The 22,786-nt window shown below is 33.5% G+C and carries 13 protein-coding genes; 7 read left to right on the forward strand and 6 right to left on the reverse strand.

Annotated elements, in window-relative coordinates; all coding sequences use genetic code 11:
• Positions 1-3 precede the first annotated feature (3 nt).
• The 6 genes from E0F98_RS15140 to E0F98_RS15165 form a co-directional block, all read right to left on the reverse strand.
• On the reverse strand, positions 4-972 hold the full coding sequence (locus E0F98_RS15140; RefSeq protein WP_132112965.1) for an FAD:protein FMN transferase: 969 nt from the start codon (positions 970-972) through the stop codon (positions 4-6).
• A 9-nt stretch (positions 973-981) separates the two neighbouring features.
• Positions 982-3,180, reverse strand: a complete 2,199-nt coding sequence (locus E0F98_RS15145; RefSeq protein ID WP_132112967.1) for a PepSY domain-containing protein — start codon at positions 3,178-3,180, stop codon at positions 982-984.
• A 12-nt stretch (positions 3,181-3,192) separates the two neighbouring features.
• Positions 3,193-3,675, reverse strand: coding sequence for a DUF2271 domain-containing protein (locus tag E0F98_RS15150; RefSeq protein WP_165929333.1), 483 nt, complete (start codon positions 3,673-3,675; stop codon positions 3,193-3,195).
• A gap of 6 nt (positions 3,676-3,681) precedes the next feature.
• Positions 3,682-5,145, reverse strand: a complete 1,464-nt coding sequence (locus tag E0F98_RS15155) for an ankyrin repeat domain-containing protein (RefSeq protein WP_132112969.1) — start codon at positions 5,143-5,145, stop codon at positions 3,682-3,684.
• A gap of 90 nt (positions 5,146-5,235) precedes the next feature.
• Entirely contained in the window at positions 5,236-6,594 is a 1,359-nt protein-coding gene (locus E0F98_RS15160; protein WP_132112970.1) for a hypothetical protein, read from the reverse strand.
• Between the two features lie 13 nt (positions 6,595-6,607).
• Positions 6,608-9,016: a TonB-dependent receptor gene (locus E0F98_RS15165; RefSeq protein WP_132112972.1), complete on the reverse strand. Its 2,409-nt coding sequence runs from the start codon at positions 9,014-9,016 to the stop codon at positions 6,608-6,610.
• Between the two features lie 521 nt (positions 9,017-9,537).
• Between E0F98_RS15165 and E0F98_RS15170 the strand changes: the two genes are divergently transcribed.
• The 7 genes from E0F98_RS15170 (at position 9,538) to bglX (ending at position 22,368) form a co-directional block, all read left to right on the forward strand.
• A complete protein-coding gene (locus E0F98_RS15170; RefSeq protein ID WP_132112974.1) occupies positions 9,538-12,285 on the forward strand; it encodes a helix-turn-helix and ligand-binding sensor domain-containing protein in 2,748 nt (915 codons plus the stop codon).
• Between the two features lie 241 nt (positions 12,286-12,526).
• Complete coding sequence (locus E0F98_RS15175) at positions 12,527-15,526, forward strand: SusC/RagA family TonB-linked outer membrane protein (RefSeq protein ID WP_132112976.1); 3,000 nt, start codon at positions 12,527-12,529, stop codon at positions 15,524-15,526.
• A gap of 4 nt (positions 15,527-15,530) precedes the next feature.
• Positions 15,531-16,985, forward strand: a complete 1,455-nt coding sequence (locus tag E0F98_RS15180) for a RagB/SusD family nutrient uptake outer membrane protein (RefSeq protein WP_132112978.1) — start codon at positions 15,531-15,533, stop codon at positions 16,983-16,985.
• A gap of 17 nt (positions 16,986-17,002) precedes the next feature.
• A complete protein-coding gene (locus E0F98_RS15185) occupies positions 17,003-17,905 on the forward strand; it encodes a LamG-like jellyroll fold domain-containing protein (RefSeq protein WP_132112980.1) in 903 nt (300 codons plus the stop codon).
• Between the two features lie 56 nt (positions 17,906-17,961).
• The gene (locus E0F98_RS15190; protein WP_243699262.1) at positions 17,962-19,356 is read left to right on the forward strand and encodes a glucoamylase family protein; all 1,395 of its coding nucleotides are present in this window, start codon (positions 17,962-17,964) and stop codon (positions 19,354-19,356) included.
• A 3-nt stretch (positions 19,357-19,359) separates the two neighbouring features.
• A complete protein-coding gene (locus E0F98_RS15195; RefSeq protein WP_132112984.1) occupies positions 19,360-20,061 on the forward strand; it encodes a carboxylesterase family protein in 702 nt (233 codons plus the stop codon).
• A gap of 6 nt (positions 20,062-20,067) precedes the next feature.
• Positions 20,068-22,368: a beta-glucosidase BglX gene (gene bglX / locus E0F98_RS15200; protein ID WP_132112986.1), complete on the forward strand. Its 2,301-nt coding sequence runs from the start codon at positions 20,068-20,070 to the stop codon at positions 22,366-22,368.
• The last annotated feature ends 418 nt before the right edge of the window (positions 22,369-22,786 follow it).

A 22,786-nucleotide genomic window follows, 5' to 3' on the forward strand; every position in this document is an offset into this window, starting at 1 on the left:
GGACTATTTTTTAATAATGTCCTCTTTGTTAGTTAAGATTATGTATTGATAATCAGGGAATTTATTAATTAATTTTATTCCTTTTTTTAAACCTAAAACCATGATTGAGGTACTAAAACCATTACACATTTCTGCATTTGGTCCAATTATAGTAACACTTATTAATTCTGTTGAAGGATAGCCAGTTTTTGGATTAATTATATGGGAATATCTTTTGTTATTAATCTCGACATACTTTTCATAATTTCCCGAAGTAGTAACCGCATTATTGTCTGAAAATTCTAAAATTTCAATAGTTTCACCCGTTTCTAAAGGATTGTTTACACCAATTCGCCAAGGATTGCCATTAATCTGTGTTCCCCAAGTAGCGATATCACCGGCAGCATTTATAATACCAGCTTTTATACCTGATTCTTGCAATAGTTTGCGTGCTTTATCTGCAGCATAGCCTTTCCCGATGGAACCAAAACCTATTTTCATTCCTTTTTTTGAAAGAAAAATTGTGGAGTTAATGCTGTCTAAAACTATATTTTTATAATTTACATTTACAATAGAGTTCCTAATTGCTTTTTTTGATGGTAACTTTGCCATAGTTCCGTCAAATTTCCAAATTTTGTCCATCGCAACAATGCTGATGTCAAAAGCACCATTTGAAATTTCAGAAAACCAAATCGCCTTTTTTGTAAGTTCAAAAACTTCTTTGTCCACCTGAACCGGTTTTATGCCCGCATTTTGATTTACTTGCGAAATTTGTGTTTCCGGCCGCCATTCTGATATTAGATTTTCGATACGTTCAATTTCGGAAATGGTTTTTTGAATGTTTTCTTGAGCCGAAATACTATCCGAATCAACCAAAGTGATTTGAAAAACGCTTCCCATTAAATTGGCTGTTTTCGTTTCTTGCACTTGAGCAAATGTGCAGAAAGTAAAGAAAAGTAGACTTGTAGTGATAGTGAATTGAGAAATTTTCATGATATAAATTTAATAACAATCGGCTAAAATTTGACCATTTGACTTGAATGTTTGAAAATCGCATCCGTCTTTTTCGCAAATGCAAGTTAATACCGACTCAACATCTCTTTGCATTTTTAAAGCACCACAAATCATAATAACACCATTAGTTTTCAATAATGTAAGGAAAAATTCTTGGTCACGAAGTATCAAATCCATGACATATTGAGGCGAATCTTGTCGGGATAAAGCGAGATGAAAAGATTTCAATTTCGCGTCTTCTAGATGTTTTTTAGTGATTTCAGTATAGCGTTTGGTAAGTTCATTTTCTTTGCGAAAACCACAGTACAAATGCGTTTCTATCTTCTTTTTATTTTCGTCAATCATACCCAAAAAAGGTGCAATTCCGGTTCCGTTTGAAATCAAAGCTACTTTCGTCGCTTTTTTCGGAAAATGAAAATGGGAATTTTTAATTAATCGTGCTTTGATTTCGGCGCCATTTTCCAAATCATATAAAAATTGAGAACCCAAACCATTTGGATGCAAACGAACAATTAATTGTACCGAATCATTGACTTTCCCAACGGAATAAAACCGCTCAATAGCATTGTTTTTTGGATAAATAGCCAATAAATCACCTGATTTAAATTTTGTGAAAGCATTAGGTTTCAAATTTAGCTTGAAAGTAATGACCTCATCCGAATTTATTTCTGCACGATCGACAACTTTTAAAACTTTTAATTTTGGTGCTTTTTGACTGTATAAAGAAGGAGCTGTTGCTATGGCTAAGCTATTCAAATTGGCCCAAACCGAAAGCCATTGTGTAAATTCTTCTGCAGATTTGTCGTTTACAGTATGAAGTTTTACTGATTTCTCTGCCCAACTTTGTTCGGACAATAACACATCAACTTCTTTGGCATAGGCACAGAAATCAGGATAAGATTTAGATCCAAATCCTACAACCGAATACTGAATATTTTGTTTTTGTGGAAATTCACAAACTAGTTTTTCGAACTTTTTGGCATTAATTGGTGCTTCGCCTAAACCATAAGTAGAAGTAAAAATAAGGAATTGCTTCGCACTTAGAAAATCGGTATAATTATTCATATCCGTTAAATAGGATTTCTTCCCATTTGCCTGCAACTGTTTATGAATCTGATTCGCAAATCCTAAGGTAGAACCATTTTCTGAACCTACTAAAAGTATAAATTCGCACTCATTTGCTTTATATTTATTCTTAATTCTTGTTTTAGTGCGCTTTAATGTAATCGCAAATCCAGAATAGATAAAAAGTAAAATATTGATAGAAGCGAAAGCCAAAATTATAGCCCAAATCCAATTTATTTGTCCTGTATGCAAGTCAAAGCTAAACTTTTCTAATACTTGTGTGAAAGGATATTTAACTTCTTTTACGATTTGACCCGTTATTTGATTTACTGTTATTTCACTATCTTTCAACTTCAAAATGTAAAATTCTTCCGGTTCATCTTCCATAAACGGAAATTCAATCTTTATAACATCAGACAATTTCGTTTGTTTAAATACAGAAAAATCAGTCAATGGAACTTCTTTCAGTTTTGCATCTTCGGTATAATTAATCGCATTTGCTTTTTGGACAGGAATAATTTCGAATCGAAGTAAAAATAAATACGTTCCTGTTAAAGCAATAATCAAAACAGGTAGTAACATGATTCTTCCGGTTACCACATGAAAATACTGGGCAAGCGAATCATTATTTACTTTTGAAAAGAATTTCTTAATACCATTTTGACGTTTAATCAAAAGAATCGTACCTGAAATAGCAATTAAAAAAAATAAAAACGAAGCCAATCCTACAGTAAATCTTCCAGTTTCATGAAGAAATAGCGAACGATGTAAAGCCAAATTCCATTGGATAAACTCATTCTTTTGCTTTGGAATTCCCAATTGTTTTCCAGTAGTTGGATCTATATAAGCTTTAATTTCATTACCTTCTTCATCAAAACCTTCTAAAGTTACAAATTGGTTGTGATCTACTGAAATATTAGAGATTTCAGGATACACTTTACGTAATTCTGGTAAGACTTGATGAAGTGTCAGTTCATTGAAATTGTCTATTTGATACGGATTTGTTTTCTCATTAGCCACATCAATAGCAAGAACAATTCCTGTTAAAGATGCAATAATAAGCACAAATGAGGCCAAAAGAGCTAAAACCAAATGGGCATACCGCCAAATAGACAATGTCATATTAGATTATTTTTAAAGTTTGTTAAGCTTTACATAACGGATAAACCCTTTTCCTTCTTTTTTCTTCGTAATATCAGCTGTTGTTAATGCAATTTCTACATCTCCAACATAATATTTATTGTCTTCCACAGCCGATTCAAATCGAAGTTTGTAACCTTTATTTAATTTAGATTCATCAATTGAAAAAGTTGTAATACTTCTGTCACCTGCCGCTATAGAGGCACCCGTAATACCATTCAGATTTTCTTTCTTCTTGGCCAAGGTTTTGTTCCATTCTTTGAAACCATTATACCACTGTTTATCTGGTCCCATCACGTATAATGTCTTTTCATATTTTCCTTTAGGATCAATTAAAGAAACAACAACGTAAGCTTCCAAACCTTCATAATTTGTCATTTGCAACATGCATTTATACTTGGCTTGTTGGGCATTTGCTTGGGGTATAAATAGTAGACCAAACAGGCCTACCAATACAAGTTTTATTATTTTATTCATAGTGTATTATTTTAAAAAATCTACTGATATATTAGCTTTTGTTAGTGACTCATTTTCTTTTGCTAAATCATAAGCAGTTTCATCAAATTCTGTTAGGATGTCTTTTTTAGCACCTGAAGCAACTAAAAATTTTAAGATTGAGTCCTCTTTTGCTGTTAATGCCGCTTTGTGTAAAGCTGTCATTCCTTCTTGATTTTTAACATTGATATCTATATCCAATGCACTTATTTTTTTAAATAGATTTAACTCATTTTTTGCAACTGCCAAATGGTATAATGTATTGCCATCCTTTTGTGGAATTGTAATGTCAAATCCAGAATTTTTCAACAAACTTAATTTATCGTCAAATCCATCTTTTCCGTCTTTTCGTACCGATTGCATCAAATAATAAGCTAAATTATTTCCTTTTGCATCAATAACGTTAGTTTTTGCTCCGTTTGCTAGTAGAAATCCCACCATATCTGAAGAACCATTTTCAACTGCAAAGCTCAATGCTGAAAGACCTTTTGAATTTATAGCATTCACATCTTTTACTTTCGAAATAAATGTTTTTACCAATTCAATATTTCCACGAGTTGCGTTCATTAAAACAGAATTTCCAGCTTTATCTTGGTGGTTTACATCAACACCTTTAGCTAAGAAATAAGCAATAATATCTTCTTGTTTTTGTTTTCTAACTAAATTGTGTAAAACATTTTCACCTTCATCACCTAACGAATTTGGATTGATCTTTATATCTTCAACCAAATATTTATAAGCTTCTAAAGTTGCAGATGAAGATCTAGTTCCTTGAGAAGCAATAATTAAAGCTCTTCCATCGTATTTAATTCCTTTTTTTAGGATAGTTTGCAACAGTTTTACATCACCACTTCTGGCAGCATAATTAAATGCAGTATTCCCTAAATCATCCGTATCCTTTAGCGACAAACCTTTTGTAGCAAGATAATCGGCTAATTTTAGTTCTTTGTCGTTTGGAATAGATAAGAGTAATATATTGGCTCCGTTTTTAAATTTTTGTTTTGGATTGTTTCCCGCTTTAAAGAACAATTCATATATTTTTGCATTAGCTTGTCCGTTAGACGCAGCAAAAGCAATTGGAATAGCTCCTTTATCATCAGAAAGATTAATATCTGCTCCTTTTTCTAGTAAAAATTTCACTAAATCAACATTTACTTTACTAGCCGCCCAATGCAAATAAGTACGACCATCATGGGTTAATTTTTTTACACTATTTCCATCTTGTTGAATAAGAAATAGGATACTTTCTAATGACGCATCGTTATTGATGGCCATAGTAACGGCATCAAAATTACCGCCATTTGCTTCAGAGGGACTATTCCCTTTTGCTATCGTTTCTTTAATAGTAGTTAAATCTGGATTTTTTTTCCAAAAATCTCCATTTAAAAGTGTATTCTGTCCATTTGAAACACTTGCAATTAGCAGTAGTGTACTTAACAATATTTTTTTCATTGCTGTTTTGTTTTTTAAATAAATGAAACTTTTAATTACAATTTAAAAATTCCGTGCTGCAAAAATACAACACGGAATTTATATTCTAACTTAGAAGGCTCCAATAAAATGGTTTCCAGGTTTATTTGTTAATTTAGCTCCAGTAGTTACGACTCCAGTCGCACTGTTAATGATATAAATACGACCATCTTGTCCAACCGGTGCGGCAGTTACATAAACATCAAAACCATCAACAACATAACCTTGATATTGGAAGAAATACATATCTGCGCTGTAAGGTAAATCTAATGTTTTTGCTGTTTTTGCAGTAAGATCTACAAGTGCTAAAAAACTTTGAGATTGACCAGAAAGATTAGAAACTGCTGAGCCATTATGGGTATAAGCTACCACAGCTTTTCCATTTCCAGCATATTTCCAGTTTTCAATATATGTACCTGATAATCCTAATGCTGTATCTAAATTGAACACATAAGAATTATCGTATTGATTACTTGAATTAATTCTTAAGATGTGCGAACCAGAAGCATCTCTTTGGGTGGCTTGATAAATATTTCCATCATCACCAACAAAACTATTAAAGCTACGGTAACCACTAGTATCACCAAATCCTACAGTAGAAGTAATTACTACCGGATTTTCTAATGATGGATAATCAACAACAACTGATTTAGCTCCTAAATGAGTATAAGTACTTTCATTGGTTCCCGTTGCTGGGTTTGTTTTACGCATCCAAGTACCAATTATTAATTTGTTAGCTGCTTTATTTAAAACTGGCGCATCCAATCTAAAAATGTGATGTCCTTGCGCTTCTTCCGCTGCGCTCAAAGCGATTTCATAAGATTTAGTTTGAGCAATTAATGAATTTACTAAATCTAAAGATAAAACTGTAGCAGTTCCTCTAGTGTGCTTATAGCTTCCATCAGCATTAGTAACAACCGTTGGAGAAGTAACATTTACAGCAGCTCCAGTTTTATCACCATCATATAATTTAACCCATCTTGGACTCGTTCCTGCATATTGCGAAATATTTACAACTCCACCTGTAGGCGTAAAATTTTGTCCACCATTTACTTTGTATTTTGAAAATTCACCACCATTTGTACCTGTATAAGCGATATTGAAAAGCGTAGAACCATCTTGTGAAGATTGCAAACGCGCTGTTCTGTTTGATGGAACTGCAAATCCGTTTTCAAAAACGTCAAAAGTCTTAGAAGGATCTTTCGCATTTTCTTTGCTTATAGCATATACAATTGTTCCACCATTTCCATCACCAGGCGTAGGATCTGTAGTTCCCATAACTGCTCCGGCTACAGTGATGTATCTGCCTTCTGTAATGGGTGGTTCTGTAGTTCCGCCGCTAGTATTGTCATCATCACTGCAACTTGTTGTTAGAGCGAAAACTCCAATAAGTGCCGTAAAAGCCCATAAATTTAAAAATCTGTTTTTCATTATATTTATATATTTAAAAGTTATTGATTATGTAATTAAGTTTTAAGTAAAATGCTCTTCCCGGTTTTTGTACGCCCATATTATCGTAACTCTGTTTGTTAAACATGTTTTTCGCATCAAAACTCGCTATGAAATTTTTCTTAGGAAAAACATAACTTACGCCAGCGTCTTGTATAAATTGTTCTGGGACATTAAAAAAATCAGTTCCGGCTGTATTGCTATATAATTTTCGATTGTAATTAAAAGTGTCTACAAACATGAAATTATAAAATAAGTTCAATTGTGATTTTTTAGCTAATACATCATTAAAGGAATATTGAGCACTTACGTTAGCATTTAAAAAAGGCTCATTTGGCAAGTCATATTTTAGACCTCCTGTAACGGTTGTCAGTTCAAATTTTGAGACTCCCATTGCAATATTCAGATTGTTATTATAAGTGTAATTTAATTCGAAATCAACGCCCTTTGATTTTACATTACCTTGATTTACAAAGGGAAGTGTTTGAATATTTGTATTAATAGCTGTTTGCACCGGTGTACCAATTCTGTCCGTTATACTTCTGATAAAACCATTTGTAGAGAGCACTATTTCATGTTTTTGAATTTTGAATTTTCCAAATCTAAAACCGAGATTATAGTTCTTACTGGTTTCTGGTTTAATGTTTGGATTTTCAGATATGTTATCGCCTGAATCTCCAAAAACTTCATTTTCAGTAGGTAATCTAACTGCTTTTTCGGCAGATGTTAAAAGGGTAACCATTGGTAGAACAGCATAAGAAAATGCTCCGCCGTAGCCTATGGCATTTTTATTACTACTAACGATATCTTCAACCCTAGTTGCAACACCATTAATATTCTGCACTATCGGGTTCATTCGTTCAATCTTTTGTTGATAATACTTGCTAAAAACACTAGCTTTTAATCTACTCTCATGAGCAGTCAATTCATAGGTAAAAGCGCCGATGTTTTTACTTAAATCTCTAGTTCCAATAAATTTACGTTCTAAAACCGATTTCATTTCATCATCATCTTCCCTGTTAACATTTGATAATGTATAGTTTAATAAAAATTTATGATTTTCATTAATCTCATAAGAAATTCCAGTTCTTATAGCACCAACTTCTCTTTTAATATTGGCTAAAGTTGGAGCTCCTTGTTGTGCTCCGGAAGGACGTGGAATTGGTTGTCCATTTAAATCCAAACTCAGGTTTCCATTCCAATCATAATTCCATTTAACGGTGTCGTTAATAGTTCGATTTCTTTCACCATACAATCCGTGAAAATTAAACTCTAAACCTTTTACAAATAGATCTTTCTTATTATAGGTTAAGCTCATCAATCCGGCATCTGATCGTAAAAATCTACCTTTATAAGGAGTTGACATAAATGTTCCGTGCTGTACTTCTTTATATGAATCTGAACTGGTGTAACCAATAAAGAAATTGTCTGCCCATTTTACATCTGTAAAACCAACTTCTACAACACTTCCTGTTGATTTAAATGCATCTTGTAAGCGCTTAGCTTTAATGTAATCGTAGCGGCCATTTGGTAAGATATTATAAACTGTTTTTCCCCAAACTTCATAATCATTATCAGAATAATTGTTGAAAAAAGAGGTTTTAAGAGTAAAACCAGATGCTGCAAAACGATACAAACCATTAAAATTTACCTGAGAAGTGTTAAACGAACCATAAGAAGCGGACGCATTAAAATTATTTCGAGCGCCTTTTTTCAACACAACATTAATCGCACCTCCTAAAGCATCGTCAGATAAATGACCAGGAACAACACCTTTATAAACTTCAATACGTTTGATGATTGAAGGTGGAATACTATTTAAATCAAAAGAAGAACCATAAGTTGAAATAGGAATACCATCGATAAAAATTCGGACAGAATTACCAGATATTCCATTAATGTTATAATTAACATCTGAACCTAAACCACCATTTTGACGAATTCTTACGCCAACAGTTCTACTTAACAATTCATTAGTTTGCATATTTCTTGATGCAGCAGTTTTAGTCTCAATAACATTTACTGCAAAACCTTTTGTTTCAATTTTCGTTTTTTCAGTTTTAACATTCACCACAACTTCACTTAGCTCAACGCTTGTAGCTCTCTCTATTAGTATATTTATATTTTTAGTAGTACCATTTAATTTTATAGCTACAGTCTTTTTATTTGCTTCTATAGAACTAGTTTCAAGAATATAATTTCCATAAGGAACATTTTCGATTACATAATTTCCGCTTTCATTTGAAACGGCGGATTTAGTGTTTCCTTGAAGAAAAACTAAAACACCAGGTACAGGTTCATTATCTGTGAAATTTATTCTACCGTTAATTTTAGTAGTCTGTGCAATAGCAGAGGAGCTAAAGTAGAGGCATGTTAAAAAGACGAAATAGTGAGAGAGTGACATATTTTCTGTTCTAAAGTTTTTGCAAATCTATGCTTATTTAGACTTAATACAAATAAAAACATTGAAAATATTAATAATCCAATTCGCAATGCACTGTAAGAATTTGAATATTAGAAGCATAGATTGTAAATTAATTTTAATAGCGGTCAAGAATAAAACTTGGGAATAATTCTTGCAAAAAATTAGATATTTGTAGAATTAACAATTAAAGATGACTTCTATAGACCTTTTGAAATCCATGCGGCCTGATTTTTTAACGGAACACTTTGATGTGGTTTTTTCTAATAACACAGAGGAGATATTACCTTTATATTTTTCAAAAAAAATTAAGTTTCAACTTTAAAAGCTCAAGCCTACTCGATAAAGTATTCACAAACTAAAAACATAATGGGCTGCTCTGTAAAGTATATCGAAAATAATTTTAAAACAAAAAACATACTATATTCAATTCTCAGTTAAGAGTTTTTTTACATCTTAAATCTAATAAATGTGAGTATATTTGGTATAAAAACCTTCCTGATTTGAAAACTAAAACTTTAAAAATATTTTTATTCTTTTTAATAATCACCCCATTTTATGCACAGGAATTACTTCCTTTTGTAGAGAATTATAATAAATCAAATTACCAAGGTGATAATCAAACTTGGAATGTTACCCAAGGTAATGATGATGCTATGTATTTTGCAAATCATCACTATTTACTGCGTTATGACGGAGTAAAATGGGAGAAAAACATGTTACCAAATAAAACCATTATACGATCGATCTATGCTGTAGATGACAAGATTTATTCAGGTTCCTACAAAGAATTTGGATATTGGATGCGCAAAAACGGAAAGATGAATTATGTGTCAATATCGGAGGGAAAATCTGTTTTTGACGATCAGGAGAACGAAGAAATTTGGAAGATTTTTGAATTTAATAACGCTATTTATTTTCAATCTTTTAATTCTATCTACAAGTACGATGGAGAGCGTGTCACAAAGATAAAAATACCATTTCTCATTTCTTATTGCTATGTAATCGGCAACCAAATTTTAATTGCTTCCGTTAGCAATGGCTTGTATAAAATGGTAAATTCTCGTTTCGAAAAAGTAAAAGGCTGGGATGTTTTAGAAAATAATGTTATCCATGGTATCGAGAAGTTCCAAAACAAAATCTATTTTTTTACTAAAAAAAATGGAATTTTTGTCGAAGAAAATGGAGTTTTAACTCCCTGGAAAAACCCGCTAAATGAGACTTTAAAAACCGCAAATATAAATGTTGCTCATTTTCTAAAAGGCAACAAATTAGCGGTAGGAACAAGTAGTAAGGGTATTTATATTTTCAATTTTGAAAGTGATTCCTATATAAATATTGACCGTGAAAATGTACTGATGAATAATTCTATTTTAAGCATTGGCTTAGACAAAGAGAATGATTTATGGCTTGGCTTAGATAATGGAATTGCACATATAGAGATTAATTCACCAACTGCTATTTTTTATGATAGTAGTGGCACTTTAGGTTCTGTTTATTCAGTTGTTAAAAGTAACGATGGTTACTTGATGGCATCTAATCATGGTGTTTTTAAATATGAAAATAGAGGGTTTTCTCTAATTCCAAATTCAGAGGGGCAAGCTTGGAATATCAAAAAGATAAATAACAAGTTCATTATCGGCCATAATGAAGGAACCTTTGTTTATGAAAACAGTCTTTTTTCGAAATTAAATAGTATAAATGGAGGTTGGAGTTTAGTTAAAAGTAATGTTAACGACTCCTATCTACAGACAAGTTACAGTGGTATTTCTATATACAATAACTTAGATGACCTTTCTCAGAAAATTGATGTTAAAGGGATTCTAAAGCCTATAAAATATGCTGCTCAAAATAAAAAAAACGAAATATGGGCTGCTGATAATTATAGAGGGCTGTATAGAATAACTTACAATGATGTCTATGAAACGATGGAGGTGGAGAATATTACACAAAAAAGTAAAAAGAAGGCGAATGACTTTGGAGTGAAAATATTTGAATTTAGAAATGAAATTCTTTTCTTGATTCACAAAACGTGGTATACTTATAATTCAATTTCAAATCAGCTAGTGGAAAACGAATTATTTAATTCAAATTTTGCAAATACTTCTGATATTGTAAAAATAGACGAAGATCATTTTATAATACTAAAGGAGGGATTATTATATCAGGTCTATGTTAAAGGGAATAATTTTGTTCGAAATTTAATTCAAGAAAAATACTATAAAGGTAAAATCATCAATGATTATCTAAAAGTATTTAAAAGTGGTGATAGCTATTTGCTGAATTTAGATGATGGTTTTATTTCACTTCAATTGAAGAATGATTTGATTATAAATCCCAAAATTAAAATTGAAGTTTATAATAATGATGCATTAGTTGGTAATAATAGCACCATCAAATATAATTCAGAATTAAAGATACATGTAACTTCAGGAATTTATGGGTCAAGTAAACCAAGCCTATTTTATAAGATAAATAAGTCCGAGGACTATTCTCTAGTGAATGGAGGAGTAGTCGTTTTGAATAATTTAGAGAGTGGAAATTACGTGTTGACGATATACAGTCATGATGGAATGAATTATAACGAAGTCTCAAGTTTTGAGTTTTATATCGCGAATCCATGGTATATCTCTTTTTGGATGATTGTACTATATATGGTCGTAATAGGAACCATTTTATTTGTGTATTATAGATGGAATAAAATGCGTTACATTCAAAAGCTAAAATTACAGGAAGAGGAATTGAAACACCAAAAGGAAATTCTGGAAATGGAATTGAAAGCGGAGAATGAATTGAATAGTCAAGAATATGAAAAGCACATTTTAGAATTAGAACTGCAAACAAAATCATCAGAGGTAACTGGGAAATCACTTTCAATTGCGAAGCAAAGTGAAATGATTGAAAGCATCCAAGGTATCTTAGATTCAGCAACAGATTTAAACAAACTGAAGAGTGAGATTAGTAAGACTATTAAAATAAATGCGGTCAATAAACACGAATGGGAAACATTTGAAACGAATTTGAATCAAATTCACAATGAATTTGTAATTGCGTTATCTAAAAGATTTCCAAACCTTACTCAGAAGGATATTAAGTTATGTATTTATTTAAAAATGAATCTTTCTTCGAAAGAAATCGCTCCAATGATGAATATTTCTTTTAGGGGAGTTGAATTACATCGTTATCGATTGCGAAAGAAATTACAGCTCGTACAAGATGACAACCTATCTAAGTTTTTATTATCAATATAAAAACCCATTATTTTTTACATTTTATATTTTTTTTAAGGTATTTCGTAACAGAATTGTAACACATCATTACTACATCATTGAGATGTAAAGTAATCACTCAACACGCTTGAAACCCCCTAAAATCATTGAATTACAGTATTTTTTTGTTAGCTTGATGTAGTTATGTAGTAATTCAAATAGGATTGCTATAACGTTGTAGTTATCTAACTTAGCTCTACTAACATTAACAAATTATTAATAGATGAGAAATTTTATTTTTAGCTTTTTAGCACTCCTTCTACTTCCGGCTTATATGTCAGGTCAAGTAATCAAGGGTAAAGTATTGGATAAAAACGGAATTGGGATACCAGGTGCAATTTTGGTTTCTCCCACTTCAAATGCTGATACTGATTTTGACGGAAATTTTAATATCAATGCGAAAGCAGGTGATTTATTAAAAGTTACCATGTTGGGTTTTGAGGCGGTTTCTATTAAGGCGACTGCTGGACCCATGAGTATAATGATGCTAGAATCGGAAGATACTGCATTAAAGGAAGTTGTTATCATTGGTTATGGTACTAGAAAGACCATTGATAATACAGCGGCAATCACTTCTTTAAAGGCAGAAGAGATTTCTAAAACTAAAGTGTTGAATGCTTCTCAAGCGATTCAAGGTAAAGCGGCTGGTGTTCAAGTTGTTTCATCTGATTTACCTGGAAGTACGCCTTCAGTTATTATTAGAGGTTTAGGAACTGCATTAGGAGGACGTACTCCCTTATATATTGTTGATGGAATGCCTACAGAAAACATCAATAATATTAATACAAATGATATTACTTCTTATGAAATTTTGAAAGATGCATCAGCATTAGCTATTTATGGTACTAGAGCTGCAAATGGTGTAATCATCATTACAACTAAAAAAGGTAAAGGAGACGGTGTCACAGTTGAACTGGAAAGCTTTGCTGGATTTAGAGATCCTTTAAAGAGAGTAAAAATGTCGGGAAGTAATAAATATGCCTATTACTCTAATTCAGCTTTGCAAACTACAACTTTTTCTCAAGATCAACCGGTAAACACTGACTGGTTTGACGAGATCACTAGAATTGGCTCGTATACTCAAAATAATATTTCTGTTTTTGGTTCTACAGAAAATATAAAATATTTTTTTAGTTTAGGGAACTATGAGGAAAAAGCGGTTTTGAATGGATTAGATTATAATCGAACTACTTTTAGAAATAATAATGAATATAAAATTTCTAATAAACTGACCTTAAATCAAAATTTTAGTTTCGGAATTACTAATTCAAACCCGAAGCCTCTAAGTGCTTTTACTAGTGCTTACAAGCAATCTCCAATAGTCCCTGTTCGTTTTCCGAATGGACAATACGGAGTTTCATTTGTAGGGAATGATGGTTTTGCAGGGACAACAGGATCAAGTTTTAATAATGTTGGAAATCCAGTTGCGCAATTAGATTTCTTTAATGAAGAGCAAAAGAGCGTCATCTTACAAGGTGGATTAAAGTTAGATTATGAAATTGTAGAATCATTAAAATTCATTTCGCAATTTAATGGAGAATATTATACTTGGAAAAATTATAATTTTGAAGATACTAGAAATATTTGGTTAGCTGCTGATCCTAGCCGAATTGAATCTCAATACAATGCTACTGCAAATGTCAATTTATTGACAAAAGGAAGAAGTCAATATTTCAATTGGAATCTAACAAACTACGTTACTTACAATGAGGTTTTTGGAGATATTCATGATGTTGAATTAACAGCAGGTATCGAGACTTCTATCAAAGGAGCACGCGAACAATTGACAATCTCTAGAAAGAATGTAAACCCTAATTCAAATTACTGGTCGTTAAGTGGTGTAAATGAAGTAGGGAATGTTACAAGTTATAGAGATGAAGTTTTTAATAAAACAAAGCTTGCGTCTTATTTTGGTCGTTTTCAATATAAATTGATGGACAGATACTTGCTTACTGGGACAATAAGACGCGATGGTTCATCTAATTTTGGTAAAGATTATCGTTGGGGAACTTTTCCAGCCTTCGGAATTGGATGGGTTGTTACTAAGGAAGAATTCATGGCAGATGTTAAAGGAATCGATTTACTTAAATTAAGAGGAGGTTGGGGTAAACTAGGAAACCAAAATGTACCTCTTAATAATCAGGCCTATTCTTCAGGCTTAAGCAGTTATTTAGGTGGTTCGATTTTGTACCAAGGAACTACAATCAACTCGCAAGTTGATCCAAGTTTATCATGGGAGATTACAGAAGAAACTTCGGCAGGTATTGATTTCGAATTGTTAAACAATAGATTAAAAGGAGCCTTTGATGTTTATGATAAAACAACAACAAACGTAATTTTAAACACTAGACCATATATCACCTCTGGAATTAGTAATTCTTCTCCAGCACATGTGGGACAAGTATCTAATAAAGGATACGAAGTTAGTTTACGTTGGGATGATAAAATCAATGATCATGTGAGCTATTGGGTTGGAGGAAATTTCTCTAATAACACCAATAAGTTAAAAGGCTTAAAAGACGCCACTCTTGCTCCAATAAATGGAGGAGATTTATCAAACGGACAGTTTACAAAATTACTTGATAATACATCTATTGGAAAACCATTAGGTAGTTTTTACATGTATGAGTACGCTGGTATTGATCCAGCAAACGGTAAGATGTTATATTATACTGCAGCGGGTACGACAGTAGCTCAAGATGCATTGGACGCGAATAAAGACAAAAAGTATGCGGGTTCTATTTTGCCGTCTTCGACCTTCGGAATTACTTTAGGTGTAAACTATAAAAACTTTGATTTATCTCTTGATGGATATGGAACTTCAGGTGCAAAAGTGTACAATGGTAAAAAAGCACAACGTTTTTCAGGAGAAAACATAGAAGAATCTGTTGCTACTAATTTCTGGACTGTAAATAACACTGCAGCTTCAAATCCAGCGCCTTTTAACCAAGTTCCAGTTGCCTCAACGTATTATTTAGAATCAGGTGATTTCTTCAGAGTAAATAATATTAGTTTAGGATATAAACTGCCATTAGCTGACAATGGATTTTTGAGTTATTGTCGCGTGTATGTAAATGCAATAAACCCATTTATTACTCAAAAGTTCTCTGGTTTTTCTCCAGAATTAAATGGTAATGGAGACCCATATGGTAGTCAAGGTATCGAACTAGATGCCTACCCAACGCTAAGATCACTAGTTATTGGTGCTAATTTAAAATTTTAATACGATGAAAAAGATATATATATCACTATTTGTACTATCCGCCTACTTTTTTTCTGGATGTTCAAACGACTATTTAGATGTAGACCAAACAGAATCTATCTCTACAAAGGATATTGCTTTATTTAACAATGACGAAGGTGCAACCACATTTGTTACTGCAATCTATAACAAGTTTTTAGATTTCAATATGAGCTCGTTTTCTTGGATTGGACTAACTAGTATTGCTTCTGATGATGCTGATAAAGGTTCTTCTCCTGGAGATACAGGTTCAGATAAAGACCTGCTGGATGCCTTAAGCTATAATGCATCAAGCGCTTCTATTAGAGAGGTTTTTGAGGCTAATTATGAAGGAATAAACAGATGCAATCAGGCATTAAGTATTGTGCCACAATTAGACCAAGCAAATCCTGCTTTACGCTCGAGACTAATAGGCGAAGCGAAGTTTTTGAGAGCCTTCATGTATTTTACTTTATTAAAAACTTACGGTGGAGTACCTATTATAGATCATTTACCAAATCCCTCTTCTGACGAGGATAGAATCATGCAATTGACACGTAAATCGGCTGCTGAAGTTTATAGTTTTATCGAAAAAGATTTAAGTGATGCGATTGCTGCACTACCTAATAGATCTGAATATGCTTCTGCAGAAAAGGGTAGAGCGTCAAAAGGAGCTGCCTATGCATTATTAGCAAAAGTAAATTTGTACCAAAAGAATTGGCAAAAAGTAGTGGATAACGCTGATCTAGTTACAGGTTATTCAATCGTTCCTAACTATGCCTCTATGTTTAGATTAGTTGGAGAGAATGATGCTGAATCAATTTTTGAGATTCATGGTACAGGTTCAGTCCCAGCTAAAGGAATTGCAGGATATTCAAACACTCAAGGTGCTCGTGGTGCCGGCGGATGGGGTTGGGGTTTTAATACTCCTTCTGAGAGTTTAGTTAATGCTTATGAGCCAGGTGATGTTAGAAAAAACGCAACTATTATTTTTGCGGGAACAACTTTATATGATGGTAGAGTAGTGCCAACAACCGTTGAAAACTCTCGTTACAATTATAAAGCATATTCTTCTGCATTTACCGATGCGTGGGAAACGGATGCTAATATCAAATACTTGAGATACGCCGAAGTTTTGCTAATGAAGGCTGAAGCATTAAATGAATTAGATCAAACTCCAGCGGCTATTCTTTTGTTAAATGAAATTAGAAATAGAGCGGCATTAGGAAACACCGCTGCAGTTACTAAAGCAGATGTACGTATTGCTATCTGGAAAGAGAGAAGAGTAGAAATGGCCTTTGAGCACGATCGCTTTTTTGACTTGGTAAGAACTGGACAAGCTGTTGTAGCTTTTGCAATTCACGGAAAAACATTTGTCGCTGGAAAACATGAATTATTTCCATTACCACAGGCTTTCATTAATCAGTCAAATGGATTGTCAACACAAAATCCAGGTTATTAATTTTAAAAACAGTAAAAATGAAAAAAAATAAATATATATACCTTTTTACTTCTGTTCTTGTTTCACAGTTTTTTATTAGCTGTAACGAGGACAGTATAGACAGAGTAAACAGCGCGATTCCTTATGAATCAATTGGTGGATATGATAACTCAGATGAGATCGCAGCTTCAAATTTAATTACTAAGGTAAGTTTTGAAAATAATATCACAGATTCGAAAAACGGAATAACTGATGGAACAGGAACGGCTGTGAGCTATGCACCCGGTATTAAAGGACAAGCTTATAAAGGATCTTCTAGTTCGTTTATTGCTTACAGTACTGTAGCAAGTTCTTTGGTAAGTCTAAAAAACATTACCGTTTCTATGTGGATTAACACAACTCCACATACTGGTGGCGCACAGTCGTTATTTATGTTACCAAAGACGACTGATTTTTGGGGTAACATTTTTACAATGGTTGAAGGAACGGGGCCAGCAAATACTATGTTGATGAAAAATCATATTCAAAAAGATGTAACACCTAGTATTCCATGGTCAGGCCAATTTATAGAGCATGGCGGGTCAAACCTTTTGCCAAATATGTTTGGATCTTGGAAACATGTTGTTTGGATGTATAATGGTGCTAATTCGACTTATAGCATGTTCATCGATGGAAAAAAACTTGATTTACCAGCTTCAATAGCGAAGCGCTATGCTAGCGATCCTCAAACTGGAGGTGTTGGTTATGGCGACTTGGCAAATTCAAATGTTTCAAAATTTATAATTGGAGGCTTTCAACAACATTTGGGTGCTCCATGGAGTGCTCCTGATGGATGGATGCTTAACTATACCGGATTAATGGACGAGTTTAGAATTTATAATGCTGCACTTACTGATAATGAAGTAGTGGCCTTGTATAAGTTGGAAAGGGACAATAGATAAAAGTTGTAAGAGCTAGTTTAAGAAAACTAGCTCTTAAATAATAATTATAAAAGTATTTGAAAATGAAAGTTTATATATGTTTAGTTTTAATAAGCCTTTTTAACTCCTGTTCTAACTCATCTCCAGATGTTAAAGAACCAAGTGGAGGTACACCCTTACCTACTACGCCAGGTACAACAGCCCCTCCATTAACTGACATTGAAGCATTAGACCAGGTACAAAAAGATGTGCTAAAGTATTTCTGGGAGTATGCTGAAACCAACTCAAAGTTAGCAAGAGAACGCTATTACACTAACGATCCTGGTTTTGAAGCTAATATTGTTACAACAGGTGGATCTGGTTTTGGATTAATGACCATTATTGCAGGTGTTGATAGAGGTTTTGTTCCCAGAGCAGAAGCCGTTTCTCGCTTGACAACAGCTATGAATTTCCTAGAGAAAGCAGAGCGTTTTCATGGTGCGTGGCCACATTGGATCAACGGAAATGACGGTAAAGTAATCCCTTTTGGTACAAAAGATAATGGTGGAGATCTCGTAGAAACAGCATTTCTTTGTCAGGGATTGTTGACGGTTAGAGAATATTTTAAAGATGGAAATACCGCTGAAAAAGCATTAGCCGCTAAGGCAGACGAACTTTGGAAAGGTGTTGAATGGGATTGGTATACTAAAGGAGAAGATGCTTTATATTGGCACTGGAGTCCAAATTACGGTTGGGAAATGAATTTCAAAATTCAAGGATATGATGAATGTCTAATTACCTATGTGATGGCAGTGTCATCTCCTACTCATCCTATACCAGTAGCGGCTTACCACAAAGCGTGGGCAAGAAGTGGAGCAATTAAAAGTGGAGCCTCCCAATATGGTATTCCCGTTGTAGTAAACCATAATGGAGCTAATGGAACGGTAGGACCAATGTTTTGGTCTCAATATTCCTATTTAGGTTTAGATCCTTCTAATTTAAAAGATCAATATGCTGATTATTGGGCATTAACCCAAAATCATGCTAAAATCATGAATCAATATTCGATTGCTAATCCAAAGCAATGGAAAGGGTATTCTGATAAGGTATGGGGTTTAACGGCTAGTTATACTAGAAATAATGATGGAACTACAGGTTACTCAGCACATCAACCTAATAATGACGTGGGAGTCATTACGCCAACGGCTGCTTTATCATCATTTCCATATACACCCGTTGAATCTATGAAATTTCTACATTATTTATATGATGAAAAAAAATCGGAATATGTAGGAATAGCAGGACCCTATGATGCTTTCTCACCCCATTACAATTGGGTAACTCAGAGGTATTTAGCTATTGATCAAGGTACGATTGTCCCAATGATTGAAAATTATAGAACCGGTTTACTATGGAAACTATTTATGAATGCACCAGAGGTAAAGCCAGGTTTAGTGAAAATGGGCTTTCAGTCTGCGAAATATAATTTTTAAGAGATGACTAAATACATTTTGCTAGCTATAACGTTATTAACTACCTTAATATCCTTTGCTCAAGGTGAAGTTACTGGAAAAATTAAAATTGAAAGCGTTTCAAAGCGTGAATTGAATTATGTTTTACACATTCCGGCAGATACGAAGGATAAAAAACCGTTAATTATCTTTCTTCATGGTTCTGGTGAAAAAGGGACTGATATTGAAAAAATAAAAACTCATGGGCCGTTTAAATATTTAAAGAAAAACGAACTAGATACTTATGTTTTGGCTCCACAATGTCCAGATAATGAATATTGGGACACTGAAGTATTGTATCAGTTGATATTAAAAATCCAAAAGGAGAATAGGATTGATGCCAGAAGAATTTATTTAACAGGATTGAGTATGGGAGGCTGGGGCGCATGGAACTTAGCTTTTGCTCATCCTGAGATGTTTGCGGCCTTAGTACCAATCGCTGGATTTGTGGATCGTGTACCCATGATTGAAAACTGTAAAATTGAGACTATTCCTATTAGGATTTTTCATGGGCTAGTAGATGATGTTGTAGATGTAAATTACTCGATTGCGATCTATAAAAAATTAAGATCGTGTAATAAAAATATTGAACTGACCATCTTTGACGATGCTGGACATGACAGCTGGACGCGAGTATATGACAATAAAGAAATTTACGATTGGATGTTCCAACAAATTAAAAAATAAAAAGAAATGAAGAACAAATTAATTATAGTACTCTTATGCTTTTCACTATTTGGCTACAGCCAAAAAAAGAGAACAAAAAAAGAGATAATAATCAAACCGAAAGAGATGTTTGTTGCTGATTTAATGGCAAGAATGACTGTAGATGAAAAAATAGGACAGTTGAACCTACCTACTTCGGGAGATATTACAACAGGGGCTGCCAATAGTTCGAATATAGCTAAAAATATTGAAGAAGGAAAAGTGGGTGGTCTTTTTAATATCAAGTCGGTACAAAAAATTAAGGAAGTACAGAGGATTGCTGTTGAAAAAAGCCGCTTGAAAATTCCATTACTTTTCGGAATGGATGTAATTCATGGATACGAAACAACTTTCCCAATACCACTTGGGTTATCTTCTACTTGGGATATGAAATTGATTGAGCGTAGTGCCCAAATCGCTGCGCAAGAAGCTAGTGCTGACGGAATAAACTGGACTTTTTCGCCAATGGTGGATGTTTCTCGTGACCCGCGCTGGGGAAGAGTTTCTGAAGGTTCTGGTGAAGACACTTATTTAGGTAGTGAAATAGCCAAAGCGATGGTGCACGGCTATCAACAAGATGATTTGTCAAAAAACAATTCGATATTATCCTGTGTAAAACATTTTGCTTTGTATGGAGCACCAGAGGCGGGACGTGATTACAATACCGTGGATATGAGTAGAATTAGAATGTACAATGAGTATTTTCCGCCTTATAAAGCTGCCATTGATGCTGGAGTAGGTTCAGTTATGGCTTCTTTTAATGAAGTTGATGGAATTCCGGCAACGGGAAACAAGTGGTTAATGACTGATGTCCTGAGAAAGCAATGGGGTTTTGATGGATTTGTGGTTACTGATTATACCGGAATCAATGAAATGGTTGATCACGGTATGGGAGATTTGCAAACTGTGTCAGCTCTAGCGTTGCACGCAGGAATTGAAATGGATATGGTAGGTGAAGGTTTTTTGACTACTTTGAAGAAATCCTTGGACGAAAATAAAGTGAGTATGGCACAATTAGACAATGCTGTCCGTCTTATTTTGAATGCCAAATATGATTTGGGGTTATTTCATGATCCTTACAGGTATTGTGATGTGACTAGAGCTAAGAATGAAATATTCACCGCTGCAAATCGATTAGAAGCAAGAAATACGGCCGCTCAATCTTTGGTTTTGCTTAAAAATGAAAAGCAACTTTTACCATTAAAAAAATCAGGAACGATCGCTGTTATTGGACCGTTGGCTGATGCCAAAGAAAATATGGCAGGAACTTGGAGTGTTGCTACAAATATGGATAAATCCATTTCACTGATTGCAGGCATGAAAGAGGTTGCTGGAAAAGATACTAAGTTGCTTTACGCCAAAGGAAGTAACCTTGATTACGATGCTGCTTTTGAAGAAAAAGCAACAATGTTCGGGAAAACACTACACCGTGATGATAGAACTTCACAAGAATTATTGGCCGAAGCTTTGAAAATTGCAAATCAATCAGATATCATTGTCGCAGCGCTGGGAGAATCAGCAGAATTGAGTGGAGAAAGCAGCAGCAGAACAAATCTAGAAATACCGCAAGCCCAAAAGGATTTGCTAAAAGAATTATTAAAAACGGGGAAACCGGTAGTTTTAGTTTTATTCACAGGTCGACCTTTGGTTTTGGTTCAGGAAAACGAAACGGTTCCTGCTATTTTGAATACTTGGTTTGCAGGAAGTGAAGCAGGATTTGCCATTGCCGATGTATTATTTGGGAATGTAAATCCTTCTGGGAAATTAACGGCTACTTTCCCTAGAAGTGTAGGGCAAGTACCTATTTATTACAACCAGAAAAATACTGGAAGACCATTAATGAACAAAGAAGGTAAGTTCGAAAAATTCAGATCTAATTTCATCGATGAAAGAAACGAACCATTATTTGCTTTTGGATACGGTTTGAGTTATACTACTTTCGATTATTCGAACTTGATAATTTCATCTGATAAAATGAGAATTAATGAGACCTTGCAAGTATCGGTTGAACTTTCAAATACAGGAAATTATGATGGAAAAGAGGTAGTCCAATTGTATATAAGAGATCTTGTGGGTTCTGTTACAAGACCGGTGAGAGAATTGAAAGGCTTCCAAAAAATATTCCTTAAAAAAGGAGAAACAAAGAAAGTAACTTTTGAAATCTCTGTCGAAGATTTAAAATTTTACAATTCTGATCTAGAATTTGTGGCAGAGCCAGGCGCTTTCCAAATTTTCATAGGAACAGATTCTAACACAGTTAATAATGTTGGTTTTGAATTGATGAAATAAATTTTGGTTTGTTTATTTTTAGATTCGCCCTTCGGTAATAAAATACCGAAGGGTTTTTTTATGGTTTCTGAAATAGTATTTATATTTCAGTTTCGAATACCAAAAACTGTAAATATTTTTGTTTTGTAGGAAGTACAAATCTGTTTCTAGTTATAAGTAAATTAAGTCAATTTTTTTAGAAAATCCACATCATAATTTAGCTAGGGAAGAGGTGTTTTTACTTTGAGAAAGAGGCTCTATATTTATAAGAATAATTGAACTAAAAATTTAAGGTTTAGAACTTAAATAAGAATAAAAACTAAGTAGTTTTTTTCTTAACTATACCTCCATATTTTATAAGCATATCCACTTTATCATATATTTTGGGGACTTCTTCCATAGGCTAAAATAATATTATTTCTTAATTTTCTGCTATGGC

The sequence above is a fragment of the Flavobacterium hiemivividum genome (assembly GCF_004349145.1).
Taxonomy (GTDB): domain Bacteria; phylum Bacteroidota; class Bacteroidia; order Flavobacteriales; family Flavobacteriaceae; genus Flavobacterium; species Flavobacterium hiemivividum.

Bases quoted from the DNA above. Each gene is read 5' to 3' on its own strand.
- E0F98_RS15140 (WP_132112965.1), bottom strand. From the start codon at position 972: ATGAAAATTTCTCAATTCACTATCACTACAAGTCTACTTTTCTTTACT.
- E0F98_RS15145 (WP_132112967.1), bottom strand. From the start codon at position 3,180: ATGACATTGTCTATTTGGCGGTATGCCCATTTGGTTTTAGCTCTTTTG.
- E0F98_RS15150 (WP_165929333.1), bottom strand. From the start codon at position 3,675: ATGAATAAAATAATAAAACTTGTATTGGTAGGCCTGTTTGGTCTACTA.
- E0F98_RS15155 (WP_132112969.1), bottom strand. From the start codon at position 5,145: ATGAAAAAAATATTGTTAAGTACACTACTGCTAATTGCAAGTGTTTCA.
- E0F98_RS15160 (WP_132112970.1), bottom strand. From the start codon at position 6,594: ATGAAAAACAGATTTTTAAATTTATGGGCTTTTACGGCACTTATTGGA.
- E0F98_RS15165 (WP_132112972.1), bottom strand. From the start codon at position 9,016: ATGTCACTCTCTCACTATTTCGTCTTTTTAACATGCCTCTACTTTAGC.
- E0F98_RS15175 (WP_132112976.1), top strand. From the start codon at position 12,527: ATGAGAAATTTTATTTTTAGCTTTTTAGCACTCCTTCTACTTCCGGCT.
- E0F98_RS15180 (WP_132112978.1), top strand. From the start codon at position 15,531: ATGAAAAAGATATATATATCACTATTTGTACTATCCGCCTACTTTTTT.
- E0F98_RS15185 (WP_132112980.1), top strand. From the start codon at position 17,003: ATGAAAAAAAATAAATATATATACCTTTTTACTTCTGTTCTTGTTTCA.
- E0F98_RS15195 (WP_132112984.1), top strand. From the start codon at position 19,360: ATGACTAAATACATTTTGCTAGCTATAACGTTATTAACTACCTTAATA.
- bglX (WP_132112986.1), top strand. From the start codon at position 20,068: ATGAAGAACAAATTAATTATAGTACTCTTATGCTTTTCACTATTTGGC.